The sequence below is a fragment of the Kribbella sp. NPDC058693 genome, assembly GCF_042715335.1.
GTDB classification, from domain to species: domain Bacteria; phylum Actinomycetota; class Actinomycetes; order Propionibacteriales; family Kribbellaceae; genus Kribbella; species Kribbella jiaozuonensis.
In genome coordinates, this window is record NZ_JBHXSQ010000004.1 from 396443 (window position 1) to 417805 (window position 21363).

Below are 21363 nucleotides of genomic sequence, written 5' to 3' on the forward strand. Positions count from 1 at the left end.
GCGTTTCGAGCAGGTGTCAAGAGGTGGCATTGATTAGCTGGGTATTAGCAGCTAATCCCCATTAGCATCTGGTGTCCGGGCTCGGCGCGCGGTTAGCGTCCCGGCATGCAGCCATCCCCTGCGGTACCGACCGCGGCCGCGGTCGTGACGTTGCGCCCGGTGTCCGAGGCACAGGTGACGGCCGGCTTCTGGGCTGATCGGATGGCGGCCAACCGTGCCGCGATCCCGTTGGGTCGCGAGCGGCTCGAGGCGGCCGGGAACCTCGGCAACCTGCGGATCGCAGCCGGCGAGGCGAGCGGTGATGCGCAGGGTGCCAGCTTCCGCGACTCCGACGTCTACAAGTGGCTGGAGGCCGTGGCCTGGGACGGCTCGCAACCGTTGGCTGACGTGATCGGGACGATCAGCGCCGCCCAGCGGGACGACGGCTACCTGAACTCGGCCATCCAGGTCCGCGGCGAGGAGCCTTACACCCACCTGTGGAACAGCCACGAGCTCTACTGCGCCGGCCACCTCTTCCAAGCCGCTGTCGCAGCAACCCGAGCCACCGGTGACACCACACTCCTGCAGGTAGCCATGAAGTTTGCCGATCACCTCGCAGACACCTTCGGGCCGTCCGGACAGACCGAGCTCGAAGGCCATCCGGTCATCGAATCCGCACTGGTCGAGCTCTACCGCGAAACCGGCAACCGCCGGTACCTGGACCTGGCGAAGTACTTCGTCGACGCCCGCGGCCAGGGCAAGGCAACCAAGCCAGGCTTTGACCCCTCCCACTACGGCGACCCGGCGCACTACTCCGACCGCGTCCCTGTCCGCGACGCCGACACGCTGGAGGGCCACGCCGTACGCGCGGTGTACTTCGCCACCGGTGCGACCGACGTGGCGACCGAGACGAACGACGTCGAACTGTTGGACGCAGTACGCCGGTTGTACGACAACATGCGGCATCGCAAGCAGCACGTGACAGGTGCAGTCGGGTCGCGCTGGGACGGTGAAGCGTTCGGCGACGACTACGAGCTCCCACCGGACCGTGCGTACGCCGAGACGTGCGCCGCGATCGGCGTACTGCAGTGGGCCTGGCGACTGCTGCTGGCAACCGGTGACTCGTCGTACGCCGATCAGATCGAACTGCTGCTCTACAACGCGATCCTGCCGGCGGTGTCGCTCGAGGACGCGGACTACTTCTACGTGAACACGCTGCACCGACGGACCGGCGCGCGTGGCGACGTGCAGCGCGCACCGGCGTACGGGCGACGGCCCTGGTTCAACTGTGCGTGCTGTCCGCCCAATGTGATGCGCACCTTCGCCAGCCTCCCGGCGTACCTCGCCACTGGTACTGCGGACGCCCTGCAGATCCACCAGTACGCCGGGAGCACGCTCCGGGCCGGATCGTTCGCGGTCGACGTCGAGACCGACTACCCGTGGGACGGACGCGTCACGGTGACTGTCAGGGAAGCGCCGGCCGGTGAGGTCGAGTTGGCGCTGCGCATCCCCGAGTGGGCAGCCGATGCGACTGTCGACGACAAGCCAGTTGCTGCAAGCGACTACGCCCGCGTACGTCGGGTCTTCCAGCCTGGCGACCAGGTGGTCCTCCAGCTACCGATGCCGCCACGGTTGCTCATCTCTGACGAACGAGTCGACTCCACCCGCGGCTGCGTCGCCATAGCGCGCGGTCCGCTCGTCTACGCGCTCGAGCAACCGGACCAGCAGCCCGACGTTGTGCTGGAGGACCTGCGCCTGGACCCGACTGCAGAGATCACCGCGAAGCACACCGACCTACTCGGTGGCATCACATCGCTCCACTCAGCCGACCTGACTCTCATTCCGTACTACGCCTGGGCCAACCGAGGACTCCACCCCATGCGCGTCTGGATCCCGGCCGGCTAAGACGGTCCGCAGCACGGTGGCCTCGCGGATCTCGTCGACCGGACAGGTCAGGATGTCCCGATCCAGTACGACGAAGTCGGCGAGCTTCCCCGGCTCGATCGAACCGAGCCGATCTCCCACGCCCAGCACAATCGCCGCGTCCGCGGTCCAGCCACGGATCGCCTCCGCACGAGAGATCGTCTTCGCCGGAGTCAGCAGACTGCGCCTGCTGCGACCATCGGTGCGGGTCAACGCAGCCCACAGATGGAACAGCGGCGGATGGGCACCGTCGCTCGCCAGTGCAGTCGGTACGCCGGCGTCGAGCCACCACCGCACCGGCGTGACGTGCTCCCACTGATCGCTCGGAAGCCGGTTCACGTACGTCTCGCCGCGGCCGTAGTCCACGCCCGCACAGACTTGCGCGACAACGCCCATCGCCGCGAGCCGGGCGATCTGGTCCTGCGTCACATGGTGAAAGTGCTGCACAACCCAAGCCCGCGAAGTCAGCGGCGTCTCCCGATGCACGGTCTCCAGCGCGCTGACCGCGATCTCACACGCCGCGTCGCCCGTGGCCAGGACGTTCAACCGCAGGTCGTTCCGTACGGCGAGCCGCGCGAGCTCGGCCAACTCCGCTGTGGACAACACCGACGAACCGTTACCCAGCTCGCCGTGCGGATCTAGGAACGGCTCACTCATCATCGCGCCGCCGAAGTGCATCGGCGCGTCGAGGGAGACCGTGACGCCGCGGATCCGCAGGTGATCGTCGCCGGTGCCCTCACCGGCCGCATCGCCGACCGTCGTCAGCCAGTCCGTGACGTTGACCCGGCCGACCGGAACCTCGTAGGTGCCGACGACCCGGCAGGCCGGTCGGTCCGAGGCTTCGAGAACGGACGGGTTGTTGCCGTGACCCTCGTAGATCGTGGTGAGACCGTTGGCCAGGTTCCGCTCCAGCGCGGCCGCGATCGCGTCTCGCCGGTCTTCACGACTCGTTGCTGGAAGCAACGAGAACAGCCGCTGGACGAGCGGATTGCGGGCGTTGTAAAAGATCAGGCCGTGGATCACGCCCGTCGGTTCGCCGGACTCATCGCGTTCGATCCGAAGATCCGGCTGATCCGGGGTATCGCGGGTGACGCCGAGGAGCTCGAGGGCGCGGGTGTTCAGGATCGCCGGGTGCGGCCAGAACGGCGGCGTCGGGATGTGCACCGGATTGTCGGGCGCGACCGCGTCCAGGTCCGCGCGGGTCGGCCAACGTCCCTCGGCGAGTCCTTCCGGTAGTCCGAAGTAGTCCGGTGGCTCACCGATCGACGACGTGACGATCCAGGCTCCAGGCTCGGCGGCGGCCGCCACCGCACCGATCCGTTCGGTGATCGCGGCGACCGAGGTCAGGCCGGCCAGGTTCGGGTCGGCCAGGCCGTCCAGCGCGAGGTGCACGGTGTGCGCGTGTGCATCGATGAAGCCCGGGAGCACGGTCCGCCCGCCGAGATCCACGACCGGGCCGTCCAGCTGGGCGACCTCCTCGTTGGTGCCGACGGCAACGAAACGTCCGTCGGAAACCGCGAAGGCTTCGGCGATCGAGAAGTCGCCGTCGACGGTGACGACGTTCGCGTTGAGGTAGACGGTCATGGCAGGTCCAGAACGTGCAGGTCGGACGCCGGCCAGCCCGGATTCCCGTCGCGGACGAAGGCGATCCACGCCGTCTGCACGACGTCGACCATCGCGGTCAGCTCATCGTCACCGGCGCCAGTCAGCATCGCCGCGTCCCGGCAGGCGTCGAGATTGCCGAACACGAACGGCAGTTCGAGGTTGTGGCACGCCCCGAGCGGGTTGACCGGTGCGCTCCAGTCGAAGCGATAGACCCACGCCGATTCCAGTTGCTCGGCGTACGACGTGATCGGCGTACTGAACAACGACTCGGTCACCTCAGGCCCCGCGCCGTACGCCTTGGCCTCGTCGCGGCACCAACCGATGAGGACGTCCACGTCCGGCAAGACGGTGAGTTCGTCTCCGACGAGGTGGAACGGCGGGATCGGGCCCGGGTGCCGTACGGCGAGCTCGAGTTGGGCGGCGAGGATGTCGTCGACGGCCGCTGTGTACGGGTCCGATCCGAGGATCTCGACGAACTCCGCGGCCATCGCATCTGCCACGTCCTGAGTCTGCGGACGCAATCCGAGCGGCGGGCTCTCCAGGATCGCGCGCTGGAACAGCCCGTCAGGTTTGCGCATGGCGACGATCGAGAGCGCGCCGCCGGACTGGCCGGCGACTGTGACCGCGGCCGGGTCGCCACCGAAGGCAGCGATGTTCTCCTGCACCCAGCGCAGCGCCTGGAGCTGGTCGAGCAGGCCGAGGTTGTCGTGTTCCAGCCGGAGGTACCCGAGGGCGCCGAGGCGGTAGTTGATCGTGACCACGACGAAGTCACCGCGTCGCGCCAGCCGCGCACCGTCGTACCAGGCGAGGCCGCCGGAGCCGGTGCTGAAACCGCCGCCGTGCAGGAAGACGAGGACCGGGCGTGGCGTGCCGGCCGGCTCGCTCGGGGTCCAGACGTTGAGGTTGAGGCAGTCCTCGGACTGCTCGAGCGATCGGTCGCCGATCACGTCGGCGAGCCGGGATCTTGGTTGCGGTGCGGCCGGTCCGACCTGGGTCACGTCCCGAACGCCGGTCCACGGTGCCGCTGGTTGTGGTGGCTCCAACCTGTTCGCGGTCGCGTACGGGATCCCGAGGTACGCATCGATCCCGTCGATCCGGCGGCCGTGGAGTTGTCCTTGGCTGATGGTTGTGTTCACGCTCCGACAGTCGCAAGCGCAAGCTGCTGCGTCAGAAGGATCGCCAGATCTGGCGGATTCCGACATGATGATGAGGATCATGGTGGATTTCGATCAGCTGGACGAGCAGCTCGTGCACGCGTTGCAGGTGGACGGGCGGGCGTCGTTCAGCCGGATCGCGGCGGTGCTCGGCGTCTCCGACCGGACGATCGCGCGCCGCTATCACCGGCTGCGTGAGACGGGCGCGGTGCGCGTGGTCGCCGTACCGTCGAGTCCGCGGCTCGGTTGGGTCGACTGGCTGGTCCGGATCCAGTGCGCGCCCGACTCTGCGGTCGCGGTTGCCGCGGCGATGGCTCGCCGGGACGACACCTCGTGGGTGTACCTCACGTCCGGAGGCCTTGAGGTCACCTGCATCACGCACACCCAGAGCCAGCGCGCCCCGCTGTTGCAGAAGCTTCCGCGTGGCCCGCGGATCACCTCGGTCACCGCGCAGTGCATGCTCCGCGCGGTCGCCGGTACCGCAGGCTGGTCGGGACGTACGGCGGCCCTCACGGAGGAGCAGGTCGACCGGCTGCGGACGCCGGCCCTGGAGTACGACGTACCGCTCGAGCTGACTGCCCAGGATCAGCGGCTGATGGCCGAGCTGGCCAAGGACGCGCGCGCGGCGTACCCCGCGCTCGCCGCCGCGACCGGGATGCCCGAGTCGACCGTACGGCGTCGCCTGGGCGAGCTGCTCCGCGCCGGCGCGATGTACCTCGACGTCGAGGCCGACCCGATGCTGTTCGGCTACGCGACCGAGGCGATCCTGTGGATGTCGGTCGCGCCGTCGGCACTCACCACCGTCGCGGACGCGCTGACCCAGCATCCGGAGATCGCGTACGCCGCAGCCGTGACCGGGGCGACCAACCTGTTCGGATTTGTCGTCTGCGCGGATCCTGATGCGCTGTACGACTACCTCTCGGAGCGGATCGGCACGCTTCCCGGCATCACGCACATCGAGACCGTGCCGCTGACCACCACCGTGAAACGGGCGGGCACCCTCCTGCCACGTCGGTGACGCGTCACCTTTATCCTCGGTCGTATGGCTGGAGTCGTGGTGGTGGGGGTCGGACCCGGGATCGGTCTCGCGGTAGCGCGCCGGTTCGTGCGGGAGGGGATGAGTGCCGGGCTGGTCGCGCGGTCGGAGGCGACGGTGAAGGCGGCCGCGGAGCAGCTCGGGAGTGCCGACGTACTGCCGGTGACCGCTGACGTGACCGACGAGGTCGGCCTGCGGTCCGCTCTGGATCGGGTCATCGAGGCATACGGCGTACCTGAGGTCGTCGTCTACAACGCAGCGCTGATCCAGGCTGACCGGGTCGGCGACCTGACCGCGGAGCAGCATCGTCAGGCGTGGGCGGTGAATGTGGTCGGGGCGATCACCACTGCCGCGCACCTCGCGCCCGCGATGGCCGAGCGGGGTAGTGGGTCGTTCCTGATCACCGGCGGGATGCCGCTGTCGAAGCCTGACTACGCGAGCCTGTCGCTGGGCAAGGCGGGTATCCGCACGCTCGTCGCACTCCTGCACCAGCAGTACGGCGCAGCCGGCGTTCATGCGGCAAGCGTCACGGTCAGCGGCGGTGTCGGACCGGGCACGGGCTGGGATCCCGACGAGTCGCACAGCACTACTGGCGTCTCCACCAGCAGGCGCCGGCTGATTGGATCGATGAGATCGTCATCTGACGAGGCCTGATTGGCCCTGTCGTTCGGCCGGGGCGGTCGGGAGACTTGTGCTGTGTATGTTCCCAAGCACTTTGCCCCGGACGACGACGCAGTACAGGAACTGCTGGCCAACCACGGCGCCGCCGATCTGATCACGATGACGCCGGACGGCCTGGTCGCGACGATGCTGCCGTTCATCTACGACCGCTCGCGCAACCGGCTGCTCGGACACGTTGCCCGTAACAACGATCATTGGCAGCGCGAGACGATCGGTGACGCGCTGGTGATCATGCGCGGCCCGAACGCGTACGTCTCGCCGGCCTGGTACGCGTCGAAGCAGGAGCACGGTCGCGTCGTACCGACGTGGAACTACGTCACCGCACACGTGTACGGCGAGTTGACCGTCCACGACGACGCGGCGTGGGTCGAGAATGTCGTACGGCGGCTGTCGGATCGGCACGAGCTCGGTCGGGCCGAACCGTGGTCGGTCGACGATGCGCCGGAGAAGTACGTGCAGGGGCAACTGCGGGCGATCGTCGGCGTCGAGGTCGCCATCCACCGGATCGAGGCGAAGTTCAAACTCAGCCAGAACCGCCCGGCCGCGGACATCGACGGAGTGGTCGACGGCCTGCGCGCGAACGGAAACGACCTCAGCGCCGACGCGGTCGTCCGGTACCGGCCCTAGCTGTTCAGCAAGCCGCGTCGGAACGCCTCGGCAACAGCAGACGCCCGGTCCGGTACGCCGAGCTTGGCGTAGATGTTCAGCAGATGCGTCTTGACTGTCGCCTCGCTGATGAACAGGTGGGCAGCGATCTCGCGGTTCGTGTTGCCGGCGGCCACCAGCTCGATGACCTCGAGCTCACGCGGGCTGACGATGTCGGGCGTCGGCGGCGTACGGACGTGGTTCATCAACGTGTTCGCTACCGACGGCGCGAGCACGGACGTCCCGTCGGCCGCCGCACGCACCGCTCGCAACAATTCATCCCGCGGCGCGTCCTTCAACAAGTACCCGGTAGCCCCCGCCTCGATCGCGGGTACGACGTACCCGTCGGTGTCGTACGTCGTCAGCACGAGCACCCGCGCCGTCACCCCGCGCTCGGTGAGCTCGCTGATCGCCGCCAAACCGTTCACGCCGGGCATCTGCAGGTCCATCAGGATCACGTCCGGCCGCAGCGTCTCGGCCAGCTCGATCGCCTCCGCGCCGTCGCCTGCCTGACCGACCACCTCGAACCCGGGCTCGGCCGCGAACATCCCGCTCAGCCCGTCCCGCACCACCGGGTGGTCGTCCGCGATCAGCAGCCGGATCATGCCGACGCCCCCGGAACCGTCGCGGAGATCGCCGTACCCAGGCCCGGCTCCGACTCGACCGACAACGTCCCGTTCAACGCCTCGACCCGCTGCCTCATCGCCACCAACCCGAACCCACTGGTCTCGGACGGAGTACTACGGGCCGGATCGAACCCGACTCCGTCGTCGCGCACATCCAGCGCGACCTCCTTCTCCATGTACGACAGCGTCACCCCCACCCGGGTCGCCTGCGCGTACTTCGCCACGTTCACGAGGGCCTCCTGGGTCGCGCGGAGCAACGTCGACTCCGCCTCCGGTGTCATCACCCGAGGCGTGCCGGTGGTGGTCAGCTGTACGTCGATGCCGTGCAGCGCCGACCACCGCCGTACGACGTCCGCGATCGCCTCGCTCAGCGTCGCCGACTGCAGCGGCTGCGGACGCAGTGCGTGCACCGAACGCCGTGCCTCGGTCAGACTCTCGCGGGCCAGCCCGACCGCGCTCGTCACATGCCGCCGCCAGTCGTCGGAGTGCTCGGCCGCCTGGAGCTGGGTGACGATTCCGGTCAGCCCCTGCGCGAGCGTGTCATGAATCTCGCGGGCCATCCGCTGCCGCTCGTCGATGATCCCGGCCTCGCGGGCCTGGGTCAGGAGCTGCTCGTGCAGGTCCGCGTTCTCGGCGAGCGTGGCCTCGAGCCGGCGGTTGGTCTCGGTCAGCGCGTCGACCGCGTCCTGCCGCTGCTGGCTCAGTACTTCGCCGCGCCGGCCGAGCCACGCCGCGAAACACATCCCGGCCACGTTCACCCCGATGACAGCAGCGCAGCCGAGCAGGCCGAGCACGTCGGTCTTGGGGATGTCGTACGACTGCGCCCACCCCGCGATGACCGCGACGGCTCCGATCCCGATCAGCTCAACGGGCCACGACAGCAGGATGAAGGTGTAGAAGTACCCGGCCGGCGTGAGGAACCCGAACCACGGATCGCGGACCACGAGTACGGCGAGCAGCAGGATGAACCCGGCGATGAAGATCGCCATCGGACGGGTCCTGGTCCGCCAGGCCGGGCGGAGCGTGAACATCAACAGCGTCCACAGCCCGATCAGCGCGCACAGCACCAGGTCGACGGTCAGCGACCCGGGCTGTTCGCGCTTGATCAGGATGGTGACGGCGGTCATGCACGCGAGAAGCACGTACGGCACCACCGTCAACCGCACCGGCCAGGCTTGCTCGCTCATGTCAGTTAGTGAACACCGAGCGGAGGTGCTTGCCGTTCACCAGCAGCGCGACGCCGAGCAGCAGCAGTCCGCAGACGGCCTGCTCGCCCTTCATCCAGAGCGGGAAGACGCCCGGCAGCGAGATGATCACGACGATCGCGACCAGCATCACCGCCGACACGATCCGCAGCCGGAGGTATCCGCGCCGGGAGCCCCGCGCCGCGCTGCGGGCGAACAGGAAGGTCAGTACGGCGCTGGCGACCACGATCGTGCCGCGGGTCCAGACCGCGTCGTTCACCATCGACGTGTGGTTGCGCAGGGCAATGATGGCGATCAGCGTCAGCACGCTGACCGCGAGATAGGTCGCCACCAGCAGTTGCACGCTCCGCAACGCGGCCGCGCTCCGCGGGTGTTCGACGTTCACCGGGGTGGTCATCTTCGGTCTCCGTTTCGGGGGTCGATCTCGATACCCCGACTCTCCCGTTCCGGCCCCGGTGCACACATCGCCCAGCCGGCCCCAACCGACTCCACCGATCGGTTGATCAGGCTTCGCGGTTCCGCCAGCGGAAGTCACACACGACGGCCCGGTGGTCGGACGGGAACGTACCGTCCACGGCATCCCCCGCGATCACGGCCGACTCGACGTTCACGAGCTGGTCCTCGTGGCCCGGGCGGTAGAAGATGTGGTCGATCCGCTGATCGACCAGCTCCGGCCCGGCCTCGAGAGGCGCCGACGGATGGGTCGAAGGCAGCGTCACCGTGTCCGCCGCACCGCCGCCCGCCACCCAGGCGTCGATCAGGACCTCGCGGAGTGGACGCAGATGTTCCAGGTCATCGCGCGGAGCTGTGGGTCGGCCACGGCTGCTCGTTCCGGCTCGGGTGCGATCCCCAGGTACCCAGCCGGCCCCGGCAGGCACACGATCGTTGCCCCGAGCACCTTTCTTCCGTGACAGTTTGTGCACGGACTGTCACGGGTAGTTTGCGGCTGCGTGCAGATGTCCGGACACCTCTGGCGGCGGTGTGACCGGTCGGCAGATTGTCGAGTCAGGCAACGACATCGACGAGGAGAAGGTTCGAGGCAGGCCGTCGACCACGGGAGGGTCCGGACGCGTGCTCGAGACTTATCGCGGTATCCCGCACTTGTTGGACACCTGGCTCGTGCTCACCGGCATGACCCTGCCGATCGCCCTTTCCGCCTTGCGGCGTCCGGGCGACCTGCTGCCCAGGCTGGCCGCGTTCTGCATGCCGGCCGCGTTCGCGCTGATCATCGCGGCGACGCTCAGCCCGACTCCGCATCGCCTCAGCCAGATCGGCGAGTGCGGCACGCACCTGACCACCACCGGCGGACTGACCTCGCTCCAGGGGCTGCTGAACATCCTGCTGTTCGTCCCCGCCGCGGGCATGCTCACGCTGGCCAGCGGGCGCCCGGGCGACGGCATCGCCGCCGGGGTCGGAATGTCGGCCGCGGTCGAGGCGGTGCAGGCGCTGATCCCCCAGCTCGGCCGCTCGTGCCAGCTGCACGACCTGATCGCGAACTCGATCGGCGCCGTCTGCGGCGTCAGCCTCGCCGCGGGTCTGCGGAGCCTGACCCGGAGCCGCTACCTGGTCGTCACCCCGCCGTACGTCGTCGAGCACGCGGCGCTGCTCGTCGTACGACGACCTCGGCGGCCGGCGCGGCATCGGCGCGGGACCCTCGTCCCGGCGAACCGGCCGGGGGCGCCGGTCAGATATCACAGAACGAATACACAGTTATCCGGATAGTTATCCACAGGTTGTGGATAGGACGGGGGATGACCGCGTGATTACCTGGGGATATCCACAGGTCACGGCCGCACGTCCAACCCCAGGGAGGCGGCGACGACCATCGCCTGGGTCATGTCGATCCGCGCGTCCCGCAGCGTCACGGTCAGTGGATCGAGCGTCGACAGATCGGATCCGCGCAGGTCGGCTCCGGTCAGGTCGGCCCGCTGCAACGAAGCGCCGGACAGGTCGAGGTCCCGCAGCGACGCCTTCGCGGCCCGGATCCCGGTCAGCTCCGCCTCGCGGAACTTCGCCCCGGTGAACTCGGTCCCCTTCAGGTCCGCACCCGGCAGCGCGGTGAACGACCAGTCCCCGCCGTTCACCTTCAGCAGGTTGTACGTGCAGTCGTCGAAGAAGCTGCCGACCATCTTGCAGCGGGTGAACGTCGTGTCGAACAGCGAGCACCGGACGAACGTGCAGTTCACGAACGCGGCGTCGGTGTGCGTCGAGGCGTTGAACCGGACCCCGCGGAACGTGCACTCCTCGAACACCCCGCCGTGGTTGTCCACCTCGGTCAGGTCGGAGTCGATGAACAGCACCCGCTGGTAGGTCTGCCCGGACGGGTCCGCGTCGTCCCAGTCCCGGATCGTCGACTCGGTCGGCACACCCCGGCGTCGGTCAGCCATGACTCTCCCTCGCTCGATCAAGGCCCCAGCCTGTCACGCCGTACCGACACTGTGATGCTGACGACGGAGAACGGAGGGCGGACCGACAACTACGGACCGCACGATGGAGGAGTGACCGGAACAGAGCGGGTGATGGTGTTCGGCGCCGGGGGCTTCCTCGGTGCCAGGATCTGCGCGCTGCTCGATGACCGCGGAGTCGAGTACCGCGGCCTCAGTCGGACCCGGAGCGAGCCGTACCGGCGGTGCGACCTGACCTCGATGCATCCGTACGCGCTGGACACCCAGATCGGGATGTACAAGCCGACCGTGATCATCAACGCCGTCGGCGCGACCCTGGGCGAGCCGGCCGAGCTGGTCCGGGCGAACGTGATCGCGGTCGAGGCGCTTCTCGCCTCGGTCCGGGACCACGCCGGCCACGCCCGGTTCGTCCAGCTCGGCTCCGCGGCGGAGTACGGCGGTGCGCCGCACGGCACGAGCGTCGACGAGCAGACCCCGCCCCAGCCGCTCGGTCCGTACGGGCTGACCAAGCTGGCCGGCTCGGAGCTCGTCATGCGAGCCCAGCGCGGCGGCGCGGATGCCGTCGTACTGCGGATCTTCGACGTGATCGGTCCGGGAGCGCCGGAGAGCACGCTCACCGGCCGGGTGATCGAGGACCTCCGCTCACGGCACCTGATCGAGGTCGGGTCGCTCGACGTGTGGCGCGACTTCGTCGACGTACGGGATGTGGCCGAGGCGGTGCTGGCGGTCGCGCTCGCCGATGCGACCCTGCCGCCGGTGCTGAACGTCGGGACCGGCCGGGCGACGCTGGCCCGCGACGTTGCCGGACAGCTGTTCGAGCTGAGCGGCCAGCCGGCGACCATCGTCGACGACGCCGACCAGGAGACTGCGCTCGGCGCGCCGTGGCAGCAGGCCGACACCACGCTTATCGGCGAGCAGCTCGGGTGGTCGCCGAAGATCGCCCTGGACCAGTCCCTCGCGGACAGTTGGGCGTCTGGACAATAGGTCCGTGGAGATCCGCTCGATCAGTGAGGCCGCGCCGGATCGGCGACCACCTGCGGTCAACGAGGATCTCGTCCTCACCGGACCCGATTTCGCGGTCGTCCTCGACGGCGCCACCGCTCCGCGGGTGTACGTCGATTCCGGCTGCCGGCACACGGTCGCCTGGCTGGTCATGCAGCTGGCGACCCAGCTCGCGACTCCGCTCCTCACCCACTCAGCTGCGCCGCTCGCGGACCTCCTCGCCGACGCGATCACCGCGGTCCGTGCCTCACACGCAGACACCTGCGACGTCAGCAATCCCGACAGCCCGTCGTCCACAGTCGCGATGGTCCGGTTCGACGCCGACCGCATCGAGCATCTGGTCCTGGCCGACTCGCCCATCGTCACGCGATCACCCGAAGGCCGGATCACCGTCCACAGCGACGACCGCATCGACCTTCTCCCCGACCGGACCCTCGAGACGGTACGGCGGCTGCGGAACCAGCCCGGCGGCTTCTGGGTCGCGAGCACCGAGCCCAAAGCGGCGTACGAGGCGGTCACCGGGATCACGGATCGATCCGCCGTCGAGGCGATCGCGCTGCTGACCGACGGGGCGTCGCGCTACACCGAGCGGTACGGGCACTCGTGGGACGAGCTGCTCGACGTACTCATCGCCGAAGGGCCGCGGCGGTTGATCGAGCGGGTGCGGCAGCACGACAGCACATCCATGGCGAGCGGCAAGCGGTACGACGATGCGAGCGTCGTACTGCTTCAGGGGCCGTAGGTCGGGAAGTTCGGGCCCGGCCGGTGGTACCGCGGGGCGTACTGCGGAGGCTCGATCGGGCGTGGCAGATCCTGGATCGGGGGCGGTGTGACGCGGGTGTGCTGCCAGTCGGTGACCTGCAGCATCAGGAGTGACGCGGCGACGGCGGCGACGATCAGCAGGACGGTCGCGATCGTGAAGCCGATGTCGACGCCCAGTGCGACCCGGACCATGAAGTCCTGCATGTCGTAGATGTCGACGTACGGACTGCTCGCGTCGCTGCTCTCCGACACCTGGACCAGGCGGATGAACCAGACGATGAACCCGATCATCGCGACCAGGCCGCCGCCGACGAGGATCACCCAGAACGCCGTCCACGTCGCCCACCAGCTGTACAGCAACGTGCGCACCCGGCCGGACCGCGGCGCTTCCGGGGGTTCGCTGGCCCGGGTGATGTCCTGCACGATCTGGAACGGGTACCAGAACTGCACGATCGGGCAGAACCAGGCACCGACGACCCAGCCGCTCGCCCGCCGGTGCGGACCGCGCATCGGATCAGCGGGGATCGCAGGGCGTGGTGCGAACGGTGAGTGCAGGAAGTCGGTGTTCTCGCGCGCCTGCCACAGCCAGATCAGGAACGCTATCCCTGTCCCCATCAGCAGGTAGCTGACCAGGTTCAGCAGCGGGCCGGTGCCGGAGATCGACTCGACGCCGCGGTCGATCTCCTCCTCGGAGAGCAGCCCGTACACGAGACGCTTGACCTCGTCGTACGAACGCCAGAGCACGACCGACTGGATCACCGCAGCGAGCGAGGTCAGCCCCATCAGCACGATGCTGACGATCGCGACCTTCCGCAACGGCCGGTACCGCGGCGGCATGATCGGCGGCGGCTGGTAGGGCAGCGGCTGGTACGGGACCGGATACGGCCACGGTCCCTGCTGCGGCCCTGGATTCGGCTGTGTCACCCCTTGCACCTCCCCGCAGCCAAGTTAACCCACACCCGACTCAGACCGCGGCGAAAGTCTCCCGTACTGCGGGCAACGCCACCTCCCGGTCCGCGGCCGACAACCCGATCCGCGTCCGCCGGTCGAGTACGTCGTCCTCGGTCAGCGCACCCTCGTGCCGGACGGCGAACCGCAGCTCGGCGTACGTCGTCCGCAGCCCCGGCGCGATCGGCTGCTGGAACTCCGGCGGGCCGGCGATCACCTGCGGCGCCTCGACGCCGTACCGCTGGACGAACCGCGCCGGCGCCTTGACCGCGGCCAGACGCACCCGGTCGGCGGCACCTACCAGCGGGATCCGGTGCGTCTCGCAGGGCCGTCGTACGTCGAGTGACGACTGCTCGATCGCCTTGTCGAGGACGTCCTGCGCCATCCGGCGGTACGTCGTCAGCTTGCCGCCGACGATCGTGACCACACCGTCCGGGCTGGTGATCACCGCATGCCGGCGGGAGATGTCGGCGGTCTTTTCCTCGCCCTTGTGGTGGCCCGTGTCGAGCAGCGGGCGCAGTCCGGCGTACGTGCCGAGGAGGTCCGCTCGGGTCACCGGCTGCTGCACGGCGGAGCTGATCGTGTTCAGAAGGAAGTCGATCTCGGCCTCGGTCGCGTGGGGTACGTCGTTCACCGGGCCGGGCGCGTCCTCGTCGGTCAGGCCGACGTACACCCGGTCGTCGGGTGCGGGGATCGCCATCACCACGCGGCGGAGCTCGCCCGGGACGGGCACGGTGAGGACAGCGGACAGACCGCCGAAGACCGACTGCGGCAGCACCAGATGGGTCCCGCGGCTCGGTCGGAGTTTGATGCCGGAGGCAACTTGATCCGCCCAGATCCCGGCGGCGTTGATCACCATCCGGGCATCCACGGTCAGTTTCTCGCCGGTCAGCTGGTCGACCAGGACGGCGCCGCGCCCGGTGACCTCGGTGGCGGCGACCCTGGTCAGGATGCGAGCGCCGTACTGCGCTGCGGTCCGCGCGATCGCGACGACCAGCCGGGCGTCGTCGTACAGCTGGCCGTCCCAGGTCAGGAAGCCGCCGCGCATGCCCTCGGGTTTGAGCGTCGGCGCGTAGCGGAGGATCTCGGCCGAGCTGACCCGGCGGGAGTGCGGCAGGTAGTCGTCGCTGGTGCGCGCGAACGTACGGAGTACGTCGCCGCCGAGGAACGCCGACCGGAGCAGCGCGGCCTGGGCGAACTTTGCCTGCGGCAACCATGGCGCGATCTGCGGGATCGGGTGGACCAGGTGCGGCGCGGTCGTCTTCATCAGGATGCCGCGCTCGACGGCGCTCTCGTACGCGATGCCGACATGGCCGGACGCGAGGTACCGAAGGCCGCCGTGGACGAGCTTCGAGCTCCACCGGCTGGTGCCGAAGGCCAGGTCGTGCTTCTCCACCAGGGCAACGGTGAGACCGCGGGCGGCGGCGTCCAGTGCGACGCCGGCGCCGGTGACGCCGCCGCCGATGACGAGGACATCCACGGACTTCAGCGAAGCGAGCTCACGCGCACGGCGGACGCCGTTCAGACTCGCGTTGCCCACGGTGATCATGGCTGCAAATACCTGGTGAGCATCGCGCGCAGCTCCTCGTCGAGCTTCGTGTACTCGTCCTTCTCCGCCATCACCGGCCCGGACACCGCCGACGCGAGCGAGACGAGGATGATCTGCCGCGCCAGCCAGACCGGGTCGCCCTCGCGGATCGAGCCGTCGGCCTGACCCTGGCGGATGCCCTCCTCGACCAGCGCGAGATGCGCGACCGTGCTGCTGCCGCGCCGCTCCAGCAGGTACGGCGTGAGGAACTCGGGGTCGAGCTCGATGATCTTGCGCATCAACGGGTGGACCCGGGTCTTCGCGACCACCTCGACGACGCCCTCGACCAGGCGCGCGCGGCCGTCGGCGGCGTCGGGCTGGAACGCGGAGACGAGCGCGATGGTCCACTCGCGCGTCATCAGGGCGGCGACCACGGCCTGCACGTTCGGCCAGCGGCGGTAGAGGGTCGCGCGGGAGACCTCCGCGTGCCGGGCGATGTCGGCCATCGTCATCCGGCGCATCCCGATCGCCAGCAGCAACTCGTACGCCGCGTCCAGGATCCGCTCCTCGCCGATCGCGTTCGCGGGCGTGGGACGGGCGCTGGTCTCCTGCTCTGGTTCGCTGCTACGCTGAGACATCACATGTCAGAGTGTATCAGCGACTCGGGCATCCCGGAACTGTCCAGGGGAGGTGGGAGCCAGGGGGTTCCACCTCCCCTGGACGCTACCTCGCAAGACGGCGGAAAGGCAGCCACCGATGACCGAATCAGACCTCCCGGTGGCACAACTCACGCCCGGCCGCTGGGGCGACCCGGCGTACCGCGTGGAGGTCCCCGCCGCAGCCCTGGAGGCGCTGAAGCACCTAGGCGTCCACCGTCCCACGCCGCCGGCGTCGGACGGTGGTGGTGCGGAAGGTGAGCTGGCCACCGGGGGTGCGCCCGCCGGGGCGGCGGCCCGGCCTGAGCTGACCGGTGGGCAGCTCGCGTTCCTCGGCTCGGTGGTAGGAGCTGAGCACGTCGCCACCGACTTGGACACTCGGTGGGCACACACCAGGGGCTACTCGACGACGGACCTGCTGCGATTCCGCGCGGGCGACACCTCCGACATGCCGGACGCCGTCGTCTACCCGGCGTCCCACGACGAGGTGGCGGCCTTGCTCGCGGGCTGCGCCGAGCATGACTTGGCCGTCGTCCCGTACTCCGGCGGCACCTCCGTCGTCGGCGGCCTCGCCCCAACCCGCCGCTTCGTCACCGTCGACCTCCGCCGCCTCGACCAGCTACTCGACCTCGACGAGGTATCAAGGACAGCCACGCTGCAAGCCGGCGTACGCGGTCCCGCCGCCGAGCGCCTGCTCGCCGACCGCGGCTACACCCTCGGCCATTTCCCCCAGTCCTACGAGGGCGCCTCGATCGGCGGCTACGCAGCCGCCCGCTCCAGCGGCCAGTCCTCCGCCGGCTACGGCCGCTTCGACCAGATGGTCGTCGGCCTCACCCTCGCCACCCCCCGCGGCACCATCGAGCTCGGCCGGGCACCCATGTCCGCCGCAGGCCCGGACCTCCGTCAACTGATCCTCGGCTCCGAAGGCGCCTTCGGCATCATCACCTCGGTCGTCGTCCGCATCCGCCCGCGACCGACCGAGCGCCACTTCGAAGGCTGGCGGTTCGAGAGCTTCGACGCCGGCCTCACCGCCGTACGACGTCTCGCCCAGGACGGCCCGCTCCCGACAGTCCTCCGCTTGTCAGACGAGATAGAAACCGCGGTGAACCTCGCCGACCCCGACGTGCTCGGCGGCGGATCCGGCGGAGTGCTCGCGATCATCGGCTTCGACGGCCCGTACAACCAGACGACCGCAGACGTCCTGACCGCAGCCGGCGGCGAGAACCTCGGCGAGGGCCCCGGCGAGACCTGGCGAACCGGCCGCTACCGCGCGCCGTACCTCCGCGACCCACTCCTCGACGAAGGCGCCCTCGTAGAAACCCTCGAGACCGCCGCGTTCTGGTCCCGCATCCCCGCCCTGAAGGCCGCAGTCACCGAAGCTCTCGTCAGTGCGTTGAGCGCAACCCCGCCGCTCGTCCTCTGCCACATCTCCCACGTGTACGAGACCGGCGCCTCCCTCTACTTCACCGTCGTCTGCGCCCAGTCCGACGACGCAGTGGAGCAGTGGCGCACCGCGAAGTACGCCGCCAACCAGGCGATCGGCGACGCCGGCGCCACGATCTCCCACCATCACGGCGTCGGCACCGATCACCGGACGGCGTACCACGCGGAGATCGGATCGCTCGCGGTCGAAGCCCTGCGGGCCGTCAAGCACACGCTCGACCCGGACGGCGTCCTCAACCCGGGCATCCTCATCTGACACCACCCTTGACTTCAAGCTTCCTTGAGGTATGACGGTGTCGGCATGACTCCTGAATCCTCGAACCGTCCTGTCGCGCTGATCACCGGGGCATCCGCCGGGCTCGGGCTCGCGCTCGCACATGGGCTTGCCGACCGCGGCTGGACGCTGGTCATCGACGCCCGCGGCGCAGGTCCGCTGAAGGACGCGGCCGATGCCCTCGCCGACCGCACCGACGTCGTACCGCTGGCCGGCGACGTCACCGACCCCGAGCACCGCTTCGACCTGGTCGACGTGGCGAACCAGCTCGGCCGGCTGGACCTCCTCATCAACAACGCCAGCTACCTCGGCCCCAGCCCGCTGCAGGCAATCGCGGCAGCCGACCTCGACGAACTGCGTCGCGTGTACGAGGTCGACGTACTCGCACCGATCGCGCTGACACAGGCATTGCTGCCCGCACTCACCGCAGCGTCCGGAGTGCTGATCAACATCAGCTCCGACGCCGCAGTGGAGGCCTACGAGACCTGGGGCGGCTATGGCTCGGCCAAGGCCGCACTGGACCACGCGACGCGAGTACTGGCGGCCGAGCACCCCACGCTGTCCGTGTACGCCGTCGATCCGGGCGATCTGCGTACTGCGATGCACCAGGCCGCGTTCCCGGGTGAGGACATCTCAGATCGGCCGGAGCCGGCGACGGTCGTACCGGCGTTCCTGAAGCTGCTGGACACCCGGCCGGAGAGCGGGCGGTACCGAGCGGCTGAGTTCGCGCCGGCGGTGACGCCGTGAAAGTGCACCCACACACCAGGTTCGTCCTACCTGACGCGCTGAACGCCGGCGAACCACCGGAGGCCCGCGGCCTGCGGCGGGACCAGGTGAAGCTGCTGGTCGCGGCGGGGTCGACCATCACGCACACCCGCTTCGACCGGATCGGCGAGCACCTCCGGCCCGGGGACCTGTTGCTGGTCAACACTTCCGGCACGCTGCCCGCGGCCGTCGACGGTACGTCGGTCACCGTGCACTTCTCCACCGCGCTCGACGACGGCACCTGGGTGGTCGAGCTGCGCGACGGAGGCTCGCCCAAGTTCGACGGTGCTGCTGGACAGCGGGTGGAGTTGCCGGAGGGCGTGCTGACGCTGCTGGCGCCGTACCAGTCGGAGAGCAATCGGCTGTGGATCGCTCGGCCGCCGGTGCCCGACGTACTCGGCTATCTGCAACGGCGCGGGCGTCCGATCACCTATGACTACGTCGGCAAGCGGTGGCCGTTGGCGGCGTACCAGACTGTCTTCGCGCGCGAGCCGGGCAGTGCGGAGATGCCTAGCGCGGCCAGGCCGTTCAGCTTCGAGCTGGTGAGCCATCTGGCGTCGCAGGGCGTACTGATCGCGCCGATCCTCTTGCACTGCGGCGTTTCCTCGCTGGAGAGCCACGAACCGCCACAGCCCGAGCGGTACGACGTACCCGCGCACACGGCCCGTTTGGTGAACTGGGTCAAGGCGAACGGCGGACGGGTCATCGCCGTGGGCACAACTGCCGTCAGAGCGATCGAGTCGGCGGCGGATGGGGCAGTAGACGCGTCGCAGGGGTGGACCGACCTGGTCCTCAGCCCGGACCGGCCGCCGCGCGTCGTCGACGGGCTGATTACGGGCTGGCATGCGCCTGAGGCGTCGCATCTGCTTCTGCTGGAGTCAGTTGTCGGCACTGAGCTGGTGCAGCGCGCGTACGACGCCGCCGTACAGGAGAACTATCTGTGGCATGAGTTCGGCGACAGCTGTCTGTTGCTGAGGGGCTAGGCCTTCGTTCCGATGATCAGGCGCTCGCGATCGAAGAGGGCCGAGGCGGCGCGCCAGCCGACGCGGTTCAACACGATCAGAACTGCTGCGGCGATGACGGCTGTCAGCAGGGATACCTCGATGACGTTGAGCGCGATCAGGACCGCTACCGCTACGGACGGCAGGCTGGCGACGGTGGAGAGCTGCTGAGCCACGCGGATGTCGTTCGAGCGGGTCGAGATCACTATGGCGACCCAGATCGACCACCCGGCCAGCAGTGGTGTGAAGACCACTTGGGCGACCACGTCGGACGGATGGATCAGCGCCGCAGCTACACCGGGCTGAGCGAAGAGTTCGACGCAGATCAGGAACAGGGCGAAGACGGCGTACGCGACGATGCCCGCGGGGACGAACGTGGCGAGGGCCTTGCCGAGCAGCAGCTCCTCGCGGCGGATCGGGGTGGTGAGGAGGGGTTCGAGCGTGCCTTGCTCGCGCTCGCCGACCACGGAGTACGAGGCGACCAGGGATGGCACGAGGGCCGGGATGCCGAGCATGTAGAGCAGGACGTGTTCGTGGCGTATTGGTTCCGAGGCCGACGACGTCAGTGTGAAGACGGCGACCAGGGGCTGGATCGAGAAGACGATCGGAATGATGGCCATCCCAACGACCATGGATCGGTTCCGCCGGAACTCGCGGAGTTCCTTGGTGACGATCGCGCGGACCAGCCTCGTGTTGACGCTCATGCTGGTACGTCGTTCGCGACGAGCTCGAGGTAGACGTCTTCGAGCGAGTGGTGCGAGGGGCTGATCGACAGCACGTCCGCGTCGGCCTTGACCAGCGCGCGGGTGACGGCCGGCGCCGCCAGTTCCGGATCCGCCACGGTCAGCACGTACGTCGAGGGCGTGTCCTCGTGCCAGTTGGTGACGCCGGCGATGTCGAGGAAGACGCGGTCGGGTGCGGCGAGGCGGGACGCCGTACGGACGGTGAGGGTGCGGGCGAAAAGTTCGTCGCGTAGCTGGTCGGGGCGGCCGATGGTGCGGAGGGTTGTGTTGAGGATGGCTACGCGGTCGCAGAGGCGTTCGGCTTCGTCGAGTCGGTGGGTGGTGAGGAAGATCGTGACGCCGCGCTGACGGAGTTCGTCGATCAGGTCGTGTACGCCGCGGGCCGCGACCGGATCGAGTCCGGAGGTCGGTTCGTCGAGGAAGAGGACTTGCGGGTCGTTGAGCAGGGCGCGGGCCAGCGCGACCCGTTGCCGAAGTCCCTTCGAGAGGGCGCCGCAGGGATCGTTGGCCCGGTCGGTGAGGCGTACGGCGCCGAGCACCTGGTCGATGCGGTTGGTTGCCTCGGGCACCTGGTACAGGTCGGCGAAACAGCGCAGGTTCTCGAGGACGGTCAGGCGCAGGTACAGACCGGGTGACTCCGGCATGATCGAGATGCGCCGGCGAATCTCGACGCCGTTGTCCGGGGTGAGTGGGAGCCCGGCGAGAGTGGCCGTGCCGGACGTCGGCGTGAGGAGCGTACCCAGGGTCCGTACGGTCGTGGTTTTGCCGGCGCCGTTCGGTCCGAGGAAGCCGAACACCTCGCCGTACCCGATCTCGAACGAGACGTCCTCGAACGCCACCCGCTCGCCGAAGCGTTTACTCAGCCGATCGGCCGACAGCGCCGGTCCGGTCGACATGGCGTCCATACCGTCCATGATTCCACCGGCGGCGCGAAACCGTACCCGGCTCAGCGCGATCGGGTTACGGCAACCGCCTCGTTCGC

General features: G+C 69.0%; 22 protein-coding genes. 10 read left to right on the top strand and 12 right to left on the bottom strand.

Translation table 11 applies throughout. The features are described 5' to 3' along the window. The first annotated feature begins 105 nt into the window (after window positions 1-105). The gene (locus ACFWUU_RS28215) at window positions 106-1884 is read left to right on the top strand and encodes a glycoside hydrolase family 127 protein (RefSeq protein WP_380179720.1); all 1779 of its coding nucleotides are present in this window, start codon (window positions 106-108) and stop codon (window positions 1882-1884) included. Here ACFWUU_RS28215 and ACFWUU_RS28220 read toward each other — a convergent pair. After that, complete coding sequence (locus ACFWUU_RS28220; RefSeq protein WP_380179721.1) at window positions 1801-3486, bottom strand: amidohydrolase; 1686 nt, start codon at window positions 3484-3486, stop codon at window positions 1801-1803. The genes ACFWUU_RS28215 and ACFWUU_RS28220 overlap by 84 nt on opposite strands. Further along, the gene (locus ACFWUU_RS28225) at window positions 3483-4643 is read right to left on the bottom strand and encodes a carboxylesterase/lipase family protein (RefSeq protein ID WP_380179722.1); all 1161 of its coding nucleotides are present in this window, start codon (window positions 4641-4643) and stop codon (window positions 3483-3485) included. The genes ACFWUU_RS28220 and ACFWUU_RS28225 overlap by 4 nt, the downstream gene beginning before the upstream one ends. Before the next feature lie 79 nt (window positions 4644-4722). Between ACFWUU_RS28225 and ACFWUU_RS28230 the strand changes: the two genes are divergently transcribed. The 3 genes from ACFWUU_RS28230 to ACFWUU_RS28240 are packed head-to-tail and all read left to right on the top strand — an operon-like array spanning window position 4723 to window position 7005. Continuing rightward, entirely contained in the window at window positions 4723-5679 is a 957-nt protein-coding gene (locus ACFWUU_RS28230; RefSeq protein WP_380179723.1) for an Lrp/AsnC family transcriptional regulator, read from the top strand. A 24-nt stretch (window positions 5680-5703) separates the two neighbouring features. Beyond that, a complete protein-coding gene (locus ACFWUU_RS28235) occupies window positions 5704-6351 on the top strand; it encodes an SDR family oxidoreductase (protein WP_380179724.1) in 648 nt (215 codons plus the stop codon). A 42-nt stretch (window positions 6352-6393) separates the two neighbouring features. After that, the gene (locus ACFWUU_RS28240) at window positions 6394-7005 is read left to right on the top strand and encodes an FMN-binding negative transcriptional regulator (RefSeq protein WP_380179725.1); all 612 of its coding nucleotides are present in this window, start codon (window positions 6394-6396) and stop codon (window positions 7003-7005) included. Here ACFWUU_RS28240 and ACFWUU_RS28245 read toward each other — a convergent pair. The 4 genes from ACFWUU_RS28245 to ACFWUU_RS28260 all read right to left on the bottom strand — a co-directional run bounded on the left by ACFWUU_RS28245 (window position 7002) and on the right by ACFWUU_RS28260 (window position 9573). Then, window positions 7002-7628: a response regulator transcription factor gene (locus ACFWUU_RS28245; protein WP_137255870.1), complete on the bottom strand. Its 627-nt coding sequence runs from the start codon at window positions 7626-7628 to the stop codon at window positions 7002-7004. The genes ACFWUU_RS28240 and ACFWUU_RS28245 overlap by 4 nt on opposite strands. Further along, window positions 7625-8836, bottom strand: a complete 1212-nt coding sequence (locus ACFWUU_RS28250; protein ID WP_380179726.1) for a sensor histidine kinase — start codon at window positions 8834-8836, stop codon at window positions 7625-7627. Before ACFWUU_RS28250 ends, ACFWUU_RS28245 begins: the two co-directional genes overlap by 4 nt. Before the next feature lies 1 nt (window position 8837). Then, window positions 8838-9251 carry a hypothetical protein gene (locus tag ACFWUU_RS28255; RefSeq protein ID WP_380179727.1) on the bottom strand — a complete coding sequence of 138 codons (414 nt, stop codon included), beginning with the start codon at window positions 9249-9251 and terminating at the stop codon, window positions 8838-8840. Between the two features lie 106 nt (window positions 9252-9357). After that, window positions 9358-9573, bottom strand: coding sequence for a hypothetical protein (locus ACFWUU_RS28260; RefSeq protein WP_380179728.1), 216 nt, complete (start codon window positions 9571-9573; stop codon window positions 9358-9360). 352 nt (window positions 9574-9925) lie between these two features. Here ACFWUU_RS28260 and ACFWUU_RS28265 point away from each other — a divergent pair, with 352 nt between their 5' ends. Beyond that, window positions 9926-10576: a VanZ family protein gene (locus ACFWUU_RS28265; RefSeq protein ID WP_380179729.1), complete on the top strand. Its 651-nt coding sequence runs from the start codon at window positions 9926-9928 to the stop codon at window positions 10574-10576. Between the two features lie 62 nt (window positions 10577-10638). Here ACFWUU_RS28265 and ACFWUU_RS28270 read toward each other — a convergent pair whose 3' ends face one another. Beyond that, on the bottom strand, window positions 10639-11241 hold the full coding sequence (locus ACFWUU_RS28270; RefSeq protein ID WP_137255865.1) for a pentapeptide repeat-containing protein: 603 nt from the start codon (window positions 11239-11241) through the stop codon (window positions 10639-10641). A gap of 111 nt (window positions 11242-11352) precedes the next feature. Between ACFWUU_RS28270 and ACFWUU_RS28275 the strand changes: the two genes are divergently transcribed. Together ACFWUU_RS28275 and ACFWUU_RS28280 are read left to right on the top strand one after the other, a co-directional pair. Next, window positions 11353-12243 carry an NAD-dependent epimerase/dehydratase family protein gene (locus tag ACFWUU_RS28275; RefSeq protein WP_380179730.1) on the top strand — a complete coding sequence of 297 codons (891 nt, stop codon included), beginning with the start codon at window positions 11353-11355 and terminating at the stop codon, window positions 12241-12243. A gap of 4 nt (window positions 12244-12247) precedes the next feature. After that, a complete protein-coding gene (locus tag ACFWUU_RS28280; protein WP_380179731.1) occupies window positions 12248-13003 on the top strand; it encodes a protein phosphatase 2C domain-containing protein in 756 nt (251 codons plus the stop codon). Here the strand turns inward: ACFWUU_RS28280 and ACFWUU_RS28285 are convergent. Genes ACFWUU_RS28285 through ACFWUU_RS28295 form a run of 3 tightly spaced genes read right to left on the bottom strand, consistent with a single transcriptional unit; the run spans window position 12991 to window position 16137 of the window. After that, window positions 12991-13947 (bottom strand): DUF4328 domain-containing protein, encoded by a 957-nt coding sequence (locus ACFWUU_RS28285; RefSeq protein WP_380179732.1) that lies wholly within the window; start codon window positions 13945-13947, stop codon window positions 12991-12993. The two genes, ACFWUU_RS28280 and ACFWUU_RS28285, sit on opposite strands and share 13 nt — an antisense overlap. Window positions 13948-13987: 40 nt before the next feature. Continuing rightward, window positions 13988-15520 (bottom strand): glycerol-3-phosphate dehydrogenase/oxidase, encoded by a 1533-nt coding sequence (locus tag ACFWUU_RS28290; protein WP_380179733.1) that lies wholly within the window; start codon window positions 15518-15520, stop codon window positions 13988-13990. Then, window positions 15517-16137 (bottom strand): TetR/AcrR family transcriptional regulator, encoded by a 621-nt coding sequence (locus ACFWUU_RS28295; RefSeq protein ID WP_137255862.1) that lies wholly within the window; start codon window positions 16135-16137, stop codon window positions 15517-15519. The genes ACFWUU_RS28290 and ACFWUU_RS28295 overlap by 4 nt, the downstream gene beginning before the upstream one ends. A gap of 118 nt (window positions 16138-16255) precedes the next feature. Here ACFWUU_RS28295 and ACFWUU_RS28300 point away from each other — a divergent pair, with 118 nt between their 5' ends. The 3 genes from ACFWUU_RS28300 to ACFWUU_RS28310 are packed head-to-tail and all read left to right on the top strand — an operon-like array spanning window position 16256 to window position 19620. Next, entirely contained in the window at window positions 16256-17854 is a 1599-nt protein-coding gene (locus ACFWUU_RS28300) for an FAD-binding oxidoreductase (protein WP_380179735.1), read from the top strand. A 45-nt stretch (window positions 17855-17899) separates the two neighbouring features. Then, entirely contained in the window at window positions 17900-18619 is a 720-nt protein-coding gene (locus ACFWUU_RS28305) for an SDR family NAD(P)-dependent oxidoreductase (protein ID WP_380179737.1), read from the top strand. Next, entirely contained in the window at window positions 18616-19620 is a 1005-nt protein-coding gene (locus ACFWUU_RS28310) for an S-adenosylmethionine:tRNA ribosyltransferase-isomerase (protein ID WP_380179739.1), read from the top strand. Before ACFWUU_RS28305 ends, ACFWUU_RS28310 begins: the two co-directional genes overlap by 4 nt. Here ACFWUU_RS28310 and ACFWUU_RS28315 read toward each other — a convergent pair. Together ACFWUU_RS28315 and ACFWUU_RS28320 are read right to left on the bottom strand one after the other, a co-directional pair. Then, a complete protein-coding gene (locus tag ACFWUU_RS28315) occupies window positions 19617-20342 on the bottom strand; it encodes an ABC transporter permease (protein ID WP_380179741.1) in 726 nt (241 codons plus the stop codon). The genes ACFWUU_RS28310 and ACFWUU_RS28315 overlap by 4 nt on opposite strands. After that, window positions 20339-21286, bottom strand: coding sequence for an ABC transporter ATP-binding protein (locus tag ACFWUU_RS28320; RefSeq protein ID WP_380179743.1), 948 nt, complete (start codon window positions 21284-21286; stop codon window positions 20339-20341). Before ACFWUU_RS28320 ends, ACFWUU_RS28315 begins: the two co-directional genes overlap by 4 nt. Between the last annotated feature and the right edge of the window lie 77 nt (window positions 21287-21363).